The sequence below is a fragment of the Micromonospora sp. DT63 genome, from assembly GCF_049841615.1.
Taxonomy (GTDB): domain Bacteria; phylum Actinomycetota; class Actinomycetes; order Mycobacteriales; family Micromonosporaceae; genus Micromonospora.
Genome location: NZ_JBNCKQ010000007.1, coordinates 61,083 through 74,498, shown reverse-complemented (window position 1 = coordinate 74,498; position 13,416 = coordinate 61,083). Strand labels below are relative to the sequence as shown.

General features: G+C 72.6%; 11 protein-coding genes. 5 read left to right on the top strand and 6 right to left on the bottom strand.

Annotated elements, in window-relative coordinates; all coding sequences use genetic code 11:
* Position 1 precedes the first annotated feature (1 nt).
* Positions 2-565: an AMIN-like domain-containing (lipo)protein gene (locus ACLQ27_RS24325; RefSeq protein WP_425868787.1), complete on the bottom strand. Its 564-nt coding sequence runs from the start codon at positions 563-565 to the stop codon at positions 2-4.
* 221 nt (positions 566-786) lie between these two features.
* On the opposite strand from ACLQ27_RS24325, the gene ACLQ27_RS24320 reads away from it, so the two are divergent.
* A complete protein-coding gene (locus ACLQ27_RS24320; protein WP_425868785.1) occupies positions 787-1,443 on the top strand; it encodes a hypothetical protein in 657 nt (218 codons plus the stop codon).
* A 27-nt stretch (positions 1,444-1,470) separates the two neighbouring features.
* Here the strand turns inward: ACLQ27_RS24320 and ACLQ27_RS24315 are convergent, their stop codons facing one another.
* Entirely contained in the window at positions 1,471-2,322 is an 852-nt protein-coding gene (locus tag ACLQ27_RS24315; protein ID WP_357489876.1) for a DUF3152 domain-containing protein, read from the bottom strand.
* Between the two features lie 141 nt (positions 2,323-2,463).
* Between ACLQ27_RS24315 and ACLQ27_RS24310 the strand changes: the two genes are divergently transcribed.
* Positions 2,464-2,964 (top strand): SigE family RNA polymerase sigma factor, encoded by a 501-nt coding sequence (locus tag ACLQ27_RS24310; protein ID WP_234589143.1) that lies wholly within the window; start codon positions 2,464-2,466, stop codon positions 2,962-2,964.
* Positions 2,961-3,719, top strand: a complete 759-nt coding sequence (locus ACLQ27_RS24305) for a hypothetical protein (protein WP_357489879.1) — start codon at positions 2,961-2,963, stop codon at positions 3,717-3,719. Before ACLQ27_RS24310 ends, ACLQ27_RS24305 begins: the two co-directional genes overlap by 4 nt.
* 18 nt (positions 3,720-3,737) lie before the next feature.
* On the opposite strand, the gene ACLQ27_RS24300 is transcribed toward ACLQ27_RS24305, so the two are convergent.
* Entirely contained in the window at positions 3,738-6,575 is a 2,838-nt protein-coding gene (locus ACLQ27_RS24300) for an ATP-binding protein (protein WP_357489881.1), read from the bottom strand.
* 206 nt (positions 6,576-6,781) lie between these two features.
* Between ACLQ27_RS24300 and ACLQ27_RS24295 the strand changes: the two genes are divergently transcribed.
* Positions 6,782-8,539: a M28 family peptidase gene (locus ACLQ27_RS24295; protein WP_425868783.1), complete on the top strand. Its 1,758-nt coding sequence runs from the start codon at positions 6,782-6,784 to the stop codon at positions 8,537-8,539.
* A gap of 63 nt (positions 8,540-8,602) precedes the next feature.
* On the opposite strand, the gene ACLQ27_RS24290 is transcribed toward ACLQ27_RS24295, so the two are convergent.
* The gene (locus tag ACLQ27_RS24290) at positions 8,603-9,301 is read right to left on the bottom strand and encodes an SDR family oxidoreductase (protein ID WP_234589150.1); all 699 of its coding nucleotides are present in this window, start codon (positions 9,299-9,301) and stop codon (positions 8,603-8,605) included.
* Between the two features lie 204 nt (positions 9,302-9,505).
* On the opposite strand from ACLQ27_RS24290, the gene htpG reads away from it, so the two are divergent.
* Complete coding sequence (htpG, locus tag ACLQ27_RS24285; protein ID WP_425868780.1) at positions 9,506-11,422, top strand: molecular chaperone HtpG; 1,917 nt, start codon at positions 9,506-9,508, stop codon at positions 11,420-11,422.
* A 129-nt stretch (positions 11,423-11,551) separates the two neighbouring features.
* Here htpG and ACLQ27_RS24280 read toward each other — a convergent pair whose 3' ends face one another.
* Positions 11,552-12,205: a response regulator transcription factor gene (locus tag ACLQ27_RS24280; protein ID WP_234589153.1), complete on the bottom strand. Its 654-nt coding sequence runs from the start codon at positions 12,203-12,205 to the stop codon at positions 11,552-11,554.
* Positions 12,205-13,377, bottom strand: a complete 1,173-nt coding sequence (locus ACLQ27_RS24275; RefSeq protein WP_425868778.1) for a sensor histidine kinase — start codon at positions 13,375-13,377, stop codon at positions 12,205-12,207. The genes ACLQ27_RS24280 and ACLQ27_RS24275 overlap by 1 nt, the downstream gene beginning before the upstream one ends.
* Positions 13,378-13,416 lie beyond the last annotated feature (39 nt).

Below are 13,416 nucleotides of genomic sequence, written 5' to 3'. Positions count from 1 at the left end.
CTCACCACTGGTGGGCGACGTCCAGCACGATACGACTGTGTGTGCCGGGGCCGGCGAGCGTGAACGTGCGGAACGGCAACCGGGCCCGTACGCCTACCGCGAAGGTGCTGTAGCCCTCGAAACTGCCGCCGAAGACGACGTCGCGCAGCGTTGCGCAGCGCAGCAGGTTCGCGACGTGCTCGCCGACCGCGTAGGGCACGGTGCCCTGGTGTTCGGCGTCGTACGCCGGGGCCCGCAGCGAGACCCGCAGCAGCGCGCCCCCGGCGGTGTACGGGCTCAGCGCCAGCCCTTCGCCCTCGGTCCACGTCTCGCCGTAGCCGACCGCGTAACCGTCGACCGGGCCGGCGAACTCGAACACCACCCGGTCGTAGCAGTCGTGCTGCCCGGTCCGTACGTCGACCAGCGGGGCGTCGCTCAGCGCGCCGGCTGACTTCTCCGCGCTGCCCCAGGTGATCCCGCAGGACGCCGACCCGGTAGTGGTGCCGGCCGCGGTGCTGCTGCCCGCGCTGGCGACCAGGCCGGCGAGGACGACCGCCAACGCGGTGAGAGTGCTCCTGATCCTCATGGTGATCTCTCCACTCGATGCCGGGGCCACGTCGCGGCGGCGTTGCCGGTGACCCTCTGCCGTCACCGTCGTCGTGCCACGGCACGCGAGCTTCGCCGCGGCGTAACCACCGGGTAACAGTGGCCGACGGCCGGCCGTCACCGTTCCGGCGTGGCCGTGTCACCCACGCCGTCCCGCAACGCGGTACTGTGCCTGGCAGTCGACACTTTCGAGGTGGACCCGTGCCTACCGTCGTCGTCCTCGCGCTGACCCTCGCCCTCGCGCCCGCGCCGTCCCCGTCGGCCACCTCGGGCCCGATCGGCGACCTCCTCGGCGGCGTCGGCCGGATCGTCGACGATCTCCTCGACGGCCGTCGGGCGCCGAGCGCGACACCGACGCCGACGCCGGGCGTCACCCCCACCGCGACGTCCGCGCCGACCCGGCCGCCAGCGACCGCCCAGCCGAGCCCTACCGCGCCGGGTGCGACCGCCGCGCCCGCCGGGACGTCGGCCGGTGTCCGGGCTCCGGCCGCCCCCGGCCGCCCGGCCGGTGGCGCCGACGCCCGCGATGCCGCCGGGCCCGTGCGTACCGTCGACACCCCGGCGCCCGAGGTCCCGCCGGCGCTCGCCAGCCCCGCCCGCCGTGGCTGGCCGCCGGTTTCCTACCTGCTGGTCGCGGCCGTCCTGGCGGTGCTGGCACTGCTGCTCCTGCGTCGCCGCGCGTCCGACCCCACGACCGTTGCAGCGTCGGATCCCGGTCCCGCGCCGGATCCCGACCCGAGGCCGGAACCCGACCCCGGGCCGGACAATGTCCGCCGCCTGCCGACCAGCCTCAACGCCATCTACGAGCTGGGTCGGCTGGACGAGCGGCTTGAGCAGGAACGCGGCCGCCGCACCTGACGTACGGCGGCGGCCCCGTCGTCGGGTTCACGGCGCCGCGTAGGCGCCCTCGCGTCGGGGGATCCCGTCGTCGTACGCCCCGATCGGCCCGCGGTAGCGGACCGTGCCGTTCGGGTACGGCCAGGCCCCGGCGCGGCACCCGTGCAGGCCCAACGTCTGCTGCTGCATCACCGGCGCCGGCCGGCCCCGCCCCGGGCAGCGCTCGTGACCGAACCCGAGTTTGTGCCCCACCTCGTGATTGACCATGTACTGCCGATAGGTGGCCAGGCTCGCGCCGTAGTTCGGAACCCCCATGACCCAGCGCGCCACGTTCAGGACCACCCGGGCGCCGTTGCGGCACGACGTGTAGCCGTCCGGCACGTCCTGGCAGAGCGTGTCGCGGGTGCCCGGGGTCGCCAGGTAGATCGTGAAGTCGACGGGTTCGTTCGCGCCGACCCGGCGCAGCCGCCACGTCCCGTCCGCCGTCCACCCGCGTGGGTCGTTCAACGTCGCGGAGATCGCCGTGGCGATGTCGCCCGCCCGCAGGCCGCGGATGTCGCGCTCCACGGCGACCCGGTAGCGCAGCAGGCTGCCGGTGCTCCCGCCTCCACCCGTCGTCTCGGCTGCGGCCACCGACCAGCGGTTGCTGCCGGTGGCGGGATAGCTGACCGGCACCACAGTGGGCGTCGCCGCCTCGACACCGCCGCTGCCGGCCACTCCCGCCGTCCGTCCCGTCGCGGCCGGTGCTGGCGAGGACAGGCCGGCGGGGTCCGGTCCGCTCGCGGCGCCACCGGCCGATCCGTTCCCGGCGGCCGGCCGGCCACACCCGGTGACCAGCGCCACGACCAGCAGCAACACCACCGGGGACAGATGTCCCCGACGGGTAGCCTTCGTCGACATGTTTCTCTCCCCTCGCGTGCCGGTCCACGGCGACGCGGGAGAGAAGACGGGTGAGCCCGCCGGAAGGTTGACGTCGCGAGGACTCAACCTTCGCGGGCCCTCGCCCGTCTGAAAAGGGTGTGGCACGGGGGAGGGTTCGCGGTGGCGCGGGGTGACGCGGAGTTCGTCGAGTTCGCGCGCGCGGCGTCCGCGCGACTGGTGCACGCCGCGTTCCTGATGACCGGCGACCACCACCAGGCCGAGGACGCCGCGCAGACCGCGCTGGTGCGCACCTACGCGTCGTGGTCGCGGATCCACGACGACGACGCCTACGGGTACGCGCGTCGCACCCTCGTCAATCACCTGGTGGATCGGTGGCGGCGGCCGATGCGGGAGTACCCCACCGAGGAGGTGCCGGAACAGCGGCGCGGCGACGTGGCCGACGACGTGACCACCAGGGCCTGGCTGGTCACCATCCTCGGCGCGCTCAGCCCTCGCGAGCGTGCCATCGTCGTGCTGCGCTACTACTTCGACCTGCCGGAGGCGCAGGTGGCCCGGGAACTCGCCGTATCGGTGGGCACCGTCAAGAGCACCAGCTCGCGAGCCCTGGAGAAGTTGCGCACGGCGGCGCCGCGCACGGCCGACGAGGAGGCGCGTCGATGAGCGAGCTGGATCGGCTCCGTGACGCCATGCGGGCGACCGAGCGCCCCGACGCCACGCTCGACCTGGAAACCGTCATGCGTGCGGGCCGTCGGCTGCGGATCCGTCGACGGGTCGCCGGGGGCGCCGCGGCGACGGTCGTAGCGGGACTGGTCGGCGTCGCAGTGGTGGCGCTCAGCGCCCCCGGGCCAGGCGGTCCGGCGTCGACAGGTCCCGCACCGTCGGTCGCCGAGGCTCCGCCCTCCGCCGCCGCCTCGGCCTCGGCGTCGACGGCGAAAGAGCCCACGCCGCCGCCGACGGTGGCCCGCGGCGTGCCGGGTCCGAAGCCCCTGGGCCAGGTGATCGACACGGGAGTACAGCAGGGCACCGACCGTCGGGTCTACTACGTCGTCTCGGTGTCGGTGCCCGGCGTGCCCAAGGTGACCATCGGGTTGGCCGCCGGCCGTCGCGCCCCGGACGGCACGTTGCGCACGGACATCCTGGTCAACGATGTCGCCGGCGCCGACCGCCGGCCCGGGTTCCACCAGATCGGCTACGACGAGCGCTCGTCGGACGCGCCGGTGCCCACCTTCGGCTACTTCGTCGGCCCCGCCGAGCGGATCATCGGCACGGTGGACGGTCGGCAGGTCGATGCCCGGATGGCGCGCTGGAGCATGGACAAGCAGGTGGTGATCTTCTGGTTCGACCCGGCCACGCTCACTCCGGGGGAGCGCCTGGACGGCATCATCGCCCGTGACCGCGCGGGCCGTCGGCTCTGAGGCCCTGGCGGCGGTGACTCAGGCCGGGTCGGTCAGCGTCCGCTCGATGGTCACCGTCGTCCCCTCGCCGGTGGAGACCAGCCGCACGTCGCCGTACGCGTTCATCAACAGCGCGCCCCGGCCCCGGTCCATGGCCGGCCGACGGTCTCGCCAGGTGCCGAAGTCGCGCACCGAGATCCGGATCCGGTCGTCGCCCACCTGGAGCCGGACCCGCACCTCGGGGCGGCTGGGGCGTTGTGCGTGCTCGACGGCGTTGTTCATCGCCTCGGACGCGGCGAGCAGCAGATCCTCCACCACGTCCGGGTGGACGTCCAGCTCGTCCAACGCCAGCCGGACGTCCCGGCGCAGGGCAGCAGCCGAGGTGGGCACGGACGGGTACGTCCACTCCGCCGCCAGGATGTCGCCGAGCCCGTCGCCGGCCGCGTCGACCACCGACCCGCCGGCCGGCTCCCCACCAGCCGTTGCGGTGGTGGCGCGTGCGGTGGGCTCCGCCACCGGCGGGGCGGGCGCGACGGCGGTGGCCCCGGTGGATCGCGTCGACATCGGGGCGTCGAGCGCGCTCGGGCTGTCGTCGGCGGTCGTCGCGGTGGCGTCGTCGCCGGACGGGTCGGTGCGGGCGCGGCGGATGGCGGCCCGGATGCGGGCGATCAACTCCGCGGCGGCGAACGGCTTCACCAGGTAGTCGTCGGCGCCGAGGCTGAGGCCGACCACGCTGGCCTCCTCGCCGGCCCGGGCGGAGAGCACCAGCACCGGCAGCGCCCGGGTCGCCGGGTCGGCGCGCAGTCGGCGTACCAGGTCGAAGCCGTCCAGCACCGGCATCATCACGTCGGTGAGCAGGAGGTCCGGCGGCTCCCGGTGGATCGCGTCGAGGGCCTGCCGACCGTCGGTGACCGACCGGACGCGCCAGCCCTGACCGGCGAGCAGCCGACTCAGGTACGCGCGCATGTCGCTGTTGTCGTCGGCCACCAGGATCCGGGCACCGGCCAACTCGTCGGCGGCCGAGCCGGACGCCGCGGCGGGCTCGGCGATGCTGCCGCCCGGGTCGGCCAGCCATCCCGCCGCCTCCGACACGGCGGCGCGGGCCACGTCGCCCCGGCCGTTCGCTGCTGGCCCGGTCGTCACCGCGCGTCGGGCCGCCGACCACGGCAGGGCCACCGTGAAGGCGGTGCCGACACCCACCTGGCTGGTCACCCGGACCTCGCCGCCCTCCAGCCGGGTCAGCTCGTGGACCAGGGCCAGGCCGATGCCGGTGCCCTCGTGGCTGCGCGAGCGCGCGCCCTGCACCCGGTGGAAGCGTTCGAAGAGCTTTGGCAGGTCCGCCTCGGCGATCCCGATGCCGGTGTCGGCGACGGTGAGGCGTACCTCGTCGTGGTCGGCGTCCACGGCGACCCGGATGCGGCCGATGAACGTGTACTTCAGGGCGTTGGACAGCAGATTGGTGACGATGCGTTCCCAGTTGACCGGGTCGAGGGTGACCGGCCGGGGCAGTGGCGGGCAGTCGACCTCCAGAGCCAGGCCGGCCCGCTCGACGGCGGCCCGGAAGACGCTTGCCAGCTCCGCGGTGAGCGCGGCGAGGTCGACCTCGCGGGCGTCGCTGCGAGCCCGGCCGGCCTCCAGGCTGGAGAAGGTGAGCAGGCTGTTGACCAGGGTCAACAGCCGGGTGGCGTTGCGCCAGGCGGTCTCCACCCGCTCCCGCTGCCCGGGCGCCAGCGGCGCGGCGGTGTCGGCGAGCGCGTCGGCGAGCGGCCCGAGCATGAGGGTCAACGGCGTACGGAACTCGTGGCTGACGTTGGTGAAGAAGGTGGTCTTCACCCGGTCCAGTTCGGCCAGCGTCTCGGCCCGGCGGCGCTCCTGCTCGTACTCCTTCGCGTTGCGTACCGCCATGGAGACCTGTTGGGTCAGCAGTTGGTAGAAGGAGCGGTACGCCTCGTCCAGTTCCCGGTTGGGGCTGACGCCGGCCAGCAGGACGCCGAGCGGTTGGTCCTCGGCGGCCGAGGGCAGCGGCAGTGCCAGCGCGGCGGCTGTGGGATCGCCCCACGGGCCGGCGGGCAGGGTCAGCCGGTCCGCGACGCCCGTCACGTCGGTGGGGCGACCCTGCGCAGCGTCCGGGAGCGCCCAGGCGCGGGCCGCCGGGCCCGGGTCGGCCAGGTCGACGACGTCCGGCAGCGCCCCGGTCACCGCGGGGTGACCCGGGTCACCGCCCGCGCAGGCCGTCCGGCGCAGCACCGCGCCGTCGCGCAGGTAGATCGCCGCGAACGGCACGTCCAGCGGGTGGGCGCCGATCGCGTCGATCAGCCGGGCGCAGGTGGCGTCGACGTCGACGGTGCGCCCGTCGCCGCGCAGGCTCAGGTCGCGTAGCAGCCGCAGTCGCCGTTCGCCGACGACCTGCTCGGTGACCTCGCTGCACACCGTCAGCACGCCGACGGTGCGGCCGTCGTCGTCGCGGGCGGGGGCGTGCGAGACGCTGAAGTACGCCTCCTCGCGGTAGCCGGCGCGCTCCAGCAGCAGTTGCAGAGCGGGCACCCAGCTGGCCACGCCGGTCGTCATGGCCTGCTGGATGAGGGGGGCGAGGACGTCCCAGCCCTCGGCCAGGGTCACCCGTACGTCGTCGCCGAGCGCGGCGGGGTGTTTGTCGCCGATCAGGGCGGAGTACGCGTCGTTGTAGAGCTGGGAGAGGCGGTCGCCCCAGAGCAGGAGCATGGGGTAGCGGGAGGAGAGCACCACCCGCACGGCGGCCCGCAGGCTCTGCGGCCAGCCCGACACCGCCCCGAGCGGGGTGTCGGCCCAGTCCAGCTCGGCCATCAGCCGTCCGGTGTCACCGCCGTCGTCGAACAGGTCGGTGCGGGGTCGTGTCACGCTCGACCCGCCGTCATCGCTAAGCCCCCCGTTCCGGGCCCGACGACCCCTGCTGGCGTTACCTACCCATCCTGGCACCTCTACTCACCTGTGCCGTCGTCGGTACCCACCGTCTAACGGGTGGGGGTTCGGGACGAACGACCGATGTCACAGACATAGATCTCTGTCAGTGTCTCGGTAATCTCTCCAACCCCCGAGGAGCCCCCATGAGAGGCAGAACGCTGAGCGCGGCAATCGCGCTCACCGTGTTCGCCGGGATGACGGTGACGCTGGCCGCCCAGCCGGTGAGCGCGTCACCCTCCGCCCCGACGACAGCGGCCCGGCCGATCGCCGCGTCCGCAGCCGTCCTGGCGGCGCCGGACATCTCCGTCACCAACGTCCAGGCGCACCTGACCCAGCTCAACTCCATCGCCAGCAGCAACGGCGGCAACCGGCGGGCCGGCTCGGCCGGCTACACCGCCTCGGTCAGCTACGTGAAGAGCAAGCTCCAGGCCGCCGGCTACACCGTCAGCGAGCAGACCTGCTCCAGCTGCACGTACCCCTCGAACAACCTCATCGCCGAGTGGCCCGGCGGCCCGACCGACCAGGTGGTGATGTTCGGCGCCCACCTCGACAGCGTCTCGGCCGGCCCGGGCATCAACGACAACGGCTCCGGCTCCGCCACCCTGCTGGAGAACGCGCTGGTCCTCGCCGCGCAGAACCCGACCATGACGAAGAAGGTCCGGTTCGCCTGGTGGACCGACGAGGAGCAGGGTCTCAACGGCTCCCGGTTCTACGTGAACTCGCTCAGCGCGACGCAGCGCGGCTACATCAAGGGCTACTACAACTTCGACATGGTCGGCTCGACCAACGGCGGCTACTTCATCAACCGGGTCACCTCCACGACGGCGGCGCCGCTGAAGGCGTACTGGGACTCGCTGGGGCTGCAGCCGGAGGAGAACGTCGAGGGTCAGGGCCGCTCCGACGACTACTACTTCCAGCAGGCCGGCATCCCCACCTCCGGCTACGCCGCGGGCGCGAGCGCCCGCAAGACGAGCACACAGGCGGCCAAGTGGGGCGGCACGGCCAACGCCGCCTACGACTCGTGCTACCACCGTTCCTGCGACACCACCGCCAACGTCAGCGCCACGGTGCTGAACCGGGCCGCGGACGGCGTCGCGTACGCGCTGTGGCAGCTCGCCGTGGGCGGCGGCACCCCGACCAACGACTTCTCCGTCGCGGTCAGCCCCACGACGCGGACCGTGGCCCGGGGCGCCAGCACCACCGCGACGGTCACCACCGCCACCACCGCCGGCTCGGCGCAGTCGGTGAGCCTCTCCGCCTCCGGGGCGCCCAGCGGGGTGAGCGTGTCGTTCAGCCCGTCCTCGGTGACCTCCGGCGGCTCGGCCACGATGACCCTGAGCGCCTCGGCCAGCGCGGCCACCGGCACCTTCACGATCACGGTCACCGGCACCGGCTCGGTCACCCGCACCGCCAGCCTCACGTTGACGGTGACCGGCACCGGCGGCTGTTCCGGCGGGCAGGTGATCGGCAACGGTGGCTTCGAGAGCGGCAGCACGCCGTGGACCGCGTCCTCCGGCGTGATCACCAATTCCAGCAGCCAGCCGGCCCGGACCGGGTCGTACAAGGCGTGGCTCGACGGGTACGGCAGCACGCGTACCGACACCCTGTCCCAGTCGGTGACCGTGCCGGCCGGCTGCGCCAGCTACACGCTGTCGTTCTGGCTGCACATCGACACCGCCGAGACCACCGGCTCCACGGCGTACGACAAGCTGACCGTGCAGGTGGGCTCGACCACCCTGGCGACGTACTCGAACCTCAACGCCGCCTCCGGTTACGTCCAGCGCACGTTCAACGTGGCCGGGTTCGCCGGGCAGACGGTGACCCTGAAGTTCACCGGCACCGAGGACTCGTCGCTGCAGACCAGCTTCGTGATCGACGACGTGACCCTGCAGGCCAGCTGAGGGCGTACCCGTCGGAAAGGGCCGCCGCCGGATGCTCCCGGCGGCGGCCCGTCGCGTTCCAGGTCAGGGGAGCTGCGGGTAGAGCGCGGCGACACCGCCGGCGAGCCCGGCCTGCACCTGCCGGCTGACGTCGTCGGTGACGATCTCGTACGCGTCGGCCTCGATGCCGTCGACGGCGAGCCGGGCGATCACCGCCGGGTCCGACTTGGCGCCGGTGATGGTCGCCGCCATCTCGGTGTCCATGTAGCCGACGTGCAGGCCGGCGACCCGGACGCCCCGCTCGGCGAGCTGGAGGCGCAGCGCGTTGGTCATCGCCCACTCGGCGGACTTCGCGGCGCCGTACGCCCCGTGCAGGGGGAAATTCACCCAGGACAGCACGGAGAGCACGTTGAGGACCGTTCCGCCTCCGTTGCCGGCGATGACCGGGGCGAAGGACCGGATCATCGACAGGTTGCCGAGGTAGTGCGTCTCCAGCTCCAGCCGGATCTGGTCCAGGTCGCCCTCCAGCAGGTCCGCCCGGCTGTCGATGCCGGCGTTGTTGACCAGCAGGTTCACGTCGCCGGCGAGCGTCGCGGCGGCGGCCACCGAGTCGGGGTCGGTGATGTCCAGCCGGACCGGCGTCACGCCGGGCAGGTCGACGGAGTCGGGGTTGCGGGCCGCGGCGTACACCGTCGCGCCGCGCGCGACGAGTTCGGCGGCGAGGTGTCGGCCGAAGCCGCGGTTGGCGCCGGTGACGAGGGCGGTGCTTGCGGCGATCTTCATGGGAGTGCTCCAGGTTCGGTCGATGCGGCACGACGGCGTTCGCCGACCGGAACGCTATCCGGCTGACTTCTGCTGAGCAAAGTCAGCTACGTCACCGCGCGCCCTCCTCGGATCGGGAATACGACCCGGACGCGGGCACGACCGCGGCGGTGACGACTCGTATCCTTTGCGCGAACCTCCGCACGAGCCGAGAAGGGAGACGGTGTGAGCAACCAGGCCGAGACGTTGGAGTTCCAGGCCGAGGCGCGTCAGCTCCTCCAGCTGGTGGTCCACTCGATCTATTCGAACAAGGACGTCTTCCTGCGGGAACTCATCTCGAACGCGTCCGACGCCCTGGACAAGCTGCGGCTGGCGACGCTCGTCGACAAGGATCTCGTCGCCGACACCGATGACCTGCACGTCGCCATCGAGGTCGACCGGGACGCCCGCACGCTCACCGTGCGGGACAACGGCATCGGGATGACCCGCGACGAGGTGGTCCGGCTGATCGGCACGATCGCCAAGTCCGGCACCGCCGAGCTGCTGCGCCAGCTGCGCGAGTCCGCCGACGCCCGCGCCTCGCAGGACCTGATCGGGCAGTTCGGCGTCGGCTTCTACGCCGCGTTCATGGTCGCCGACCGGGTCACCCTGCTGACCCGCAAGGCCGGCGAGACCGGCGGCACCCGCTGGGAGTCCACCGGCGAGGGCACCTACTCGATCGAGACCGTCGAGGAGGCGCCGCAGGGCACCGCGGTGACCCTGCACCTCAAGCCGGCCGACACCGAGGACAACCTGCACGACTACACCGCCGAGTGGACCATCCGCGAGATCGTCAAGCGCTACTCCGACTTCATCGCGTGGCCGATCCGGATGACCGTCGAGCGTCCCGGTGCCGAGGGCGAGGCCGCCACCAGCGAGGTGCAGACCCTCAACTCGATGAAGGCGCTCTGGGCGCGGCCCCGCGACGAGGTCGACGTCGCCGAGTACAACGAGTTCTACAAGCACGTCAGCCACGACTGGGCCGACCCGCTCGAGGTCGTGCACATGAAGGGCGAGGGCACCTTCGAGTACGAGGCGCTGCTGTTCCTGCCCAGCCACGCCCCGCTGGACCTGTTCTCCCCGCAGGGCCGTCGCGGCGTGCAGCTCTACGTCAAGCGCGTGTTCATCATGGACGACTGCGAGGCGCTGGTCCCCACCTACCTGCGCTTCGTCAAGGGCGTCGTCGACGCGCACGACCTGTCGCTGAACATCTCCCGCGAGATCCTTCAGCAGGACCGGCAGATCCAGATCGTGCGCCGCCGCCTGGTCCGCAAGGTCCTCGCCACGGTCAAGGACCTCAAGGCCAACCACGCCGAGCGCTACCGCACCTTCTGGACCGAGTTCGGCGCGGTGGTCAAGGAAGGGCTGATCGACGACACCGACAATCGCGACTCCCTGCTGGAGATCCTGTCGGTCGCCTCCACCCACGACGCGGCGGAGCCCACCGACCTGGCCGGCTACGTCTCGCGGATGAAGGACGGCCAGAGCGACATCTGGTACGCCACCGGCGACTCCCGGGCCACCATCGAGAACTCCCCGCACCTGGAGGCGTTCCGGGCCAAGGGCCACGAGGTGCTGCTGCTCACCGACCCGGTTGACGAGGTGTGGGTCGAGCGGGTCGGCGAGTACGACGGCCGGCCGCTGCGCTCGATCGCCAAGGGCCAGGTCGACCTGGACACCGACGAGGAGAAGCAGCAGGCCGAGGCCGAGCGCGAGCAGCAGCGGCAGGAGTTCGCCGCGCTGGTGGAGTGGCTGGGCACGACCCTCGCCGACAGCGTTCGGGAGGTTCGTCTGTCGTCGCGGCTGACCACCTCACCGGCCTGCGTGGTGGGCGACGCGCACGACCTCACCCCGACGCTGGAGAAGATGTACCGGGCGATGGGGCACGACGTCCCCTCGGCCAAGCGCATCCTGGAGATCAACCCCGGTCACCCGCTGGTCACCGGTCTGCGCAAGGCCCACGAGCAGGGCGACTCCACCGAAACCCTGACCGAGACCGCCGAGCTGCTGTACGGCCTGGCGGTGCTCGCCGAGGGCGGTGAGCTGGCCGATCCGGCCCGGTTCACCCGTACGCTCGCCGACCGGCTGGCCCGCACCCTGTAAGCCTTCTCGCGAACTGCCTCGCCTCGTCGATCATGGAGTTGTGGTGGGTGACAAAGCGCCCATCACGGTGCCTGACAGGCACCATGACTCCATGATCGACGAGGTCGACAGACCTGACGTCGCCACTGGTCAGCGGCCGGGGATCACCAGGCCGGACTCGTAGGCGATCATGACGGCCTGGGCGCGGTCGCGCAGATTCAGTTTGGCGAGCAGGTTGCCGACGTGGGTCTTCACCGTGTGCTCGCTCAGGTGGTGGTGCGCGGCGATTTCGGCGTTGGACAGACCGGCCGCGATCAGGCGCAGCACGTCCGTCTCGCGGGCGGTCAGGGCGGTCACCGCGGCGGCGAGCGCCGGGTCCGGGTGGCCGCGCCGGTGTAGTTCGCCGATCACCCGGGCGGTGACGCCGGGGGCGAGCAGCGCATCGCCGGCGGCGACCACCCGGACGGCGTTGACCAGGTCGGCTCGTGGGGCGTCCTTGAGCAGGAAGCCGCTGGCACCGGCACGCAGGGCCGCGTACAGGTAGTCGTCGGTGTCGAACATGGTCAGGGCGAGGACCCGGCTCGGGGTGAGTGAGCAGACGTGCCGGGTCGCGGCGACGCCGTCGAGCACGGGCATCCGCATGTCCATCAGGACGACGTCGGGAAGGTGATCGAGGGTGGCCCGCACGGCGGCGGCGCCGTCGGCGGCCTCGGCGACCACCTCGATGTCCGGCTCGGCGCCGAGGATCGTGGCGAATCCGGCCCGGAACAGGTCCTGATCATCGGCGAGCACGACGCGCAGCATCAGACGGCCGCGGGTGCGGAGAGGGGCAGGGTGGCGGTGACGGTGAAGCCGTGGCTGTCGGGGGCCGGGCCGGTGCGCAGGGTCCCGCCGCAGGCCCGGGCGCGCTCGCGCATGCCGACTATCCCGTATCCGGGCACCCCGGCGCCGAAAGCCCGGTTGCCGCGACCGTCGTCGGTGATCGACACGGTCAGGGCGGCCGCGCTGTAGCTCAGCAGGATGCGGACCGTTCGGGCCTCGGCGTGCCGGACCACATTGGTCAGGGACTCCTGCACGATCCGGTAGGCGGCGATCCCGACGTCCGCGGGCGGCTCGATCGGCCACCCGAGGACACCACCGACCGGCGGACCGGAAGTGATCTCGGACCGCGGTCCGGCGACGGATCCGAACGGCGGGGGCGAGACGGTGAGGACGGCGTCGAGTCCGGTGGCGCGGACGCGTTCGACGAGGACGGGCAGGTGGGCGAGGCCCGGCTGGTCGAGGGACTGGTCGGCGGGTTCGTGCAGGCTGCCGACCGCGCGGCGGAGCTGGACGACCGCGTCCCTGCCGGTGACCGCGATCGTGGCGAACGCGGCGTCGGCGCGGTCCGGGTGGGGGCGGACCAGAAGTGGTCCCGCCTCCGCCTGGACGATCATGACGCCGACCGCGTGGGTGAGGATGTCGTGCAGGTCGCGGGCGATGCGGGCGCGTTCGCGCAGCACTGCCGCCGCACGTTCACCGGCGACGCGACGATCGCGTTCGGCGAGGGCCATGGCCTGCGTACGGCGGGCACGGGCGCTGGTGCCCAGGGCGTACGAGAAGCTGTAGGCGACCACCAGGTACCGCAGCACCTCCACGTCCGGGTGTGGATAGAGCAGCGAGAACAGCAGGCCGCCGGCGGTGAGCAGGATGCCGAGCAGGCGGATCGGCAGGGCGGCCCGGGCCGCGAACGTGTAGAGGCAGACGAGCGGGCCGACCGGCAACAGCGGGGGTGCGCCGAGCGAGGCGGAGACGGTCGTGGCGAGGCCCACGACGGCGGCGACCGTCAGCAGTGCGCGGTCACGCCACAGCACCGGGACCGAGGACGCGACCGCGAGCGGCAGCACCCACCAGGCACGTGGCCCGCCGGCCAGGGCGGGCAGCACGGTCGCGGCAACGGCGGCAACGGTGACGGCGAGATTGACGTACCGCTTCACGTCGGCAGTATGGTCCGGCCCGGCGCTGCCGCGCCTCCC

Excerpts from the sequence above, each read along its gene's own strand:
- ACLQ27_RS24295 (WP_425868783.1), top strand. The coding sequence starts at position 6,782 with ATGAGAGGCAGAACGCTGAGCGCGGCAATCGCGCTCACCGTGTTCGCC.
- ACLQ27_RS24315 (WP_357489876.1), bottom strand. The coding sequence starts at position 2,322 with ATGTCGACGAAGGCTACCCGTCGGGGACATCTGTCCCCGGTGGTGTTG.
- ACLQ27_RS24290 (WP_234589150.1), bottom strand. The coding sequence starts at position 9,301 with ATGAAGATCGCCGCAAGCACCGCCCTCGTCACCGGCGCCAACCGCGGC.
- ACLQ27_RS24280 (WP_234589153.1), bottom strand. The coding sequence starts at position 12,205 with ATGCTGCGCGTCGTGCTCGCCGATGATCAGGACCTGTTCCGGGCCGGA.
- ACLQ27_RS24305 (WP_357489879.1), top strand. The coding sequence starts at position 2,961 with ATGAGCGAGCTGGATCGGCTCCGTGACGCCATGCGGGCGACCGAGCGC.
- ACLQ27_RS24325 (WP_425868787.1), bottom strand. The coding sequence starts at position 565 with ATGAGGATCAGGAGCACTCTCACCGCGTTGGCGGTCGTCCTCGCCGGC.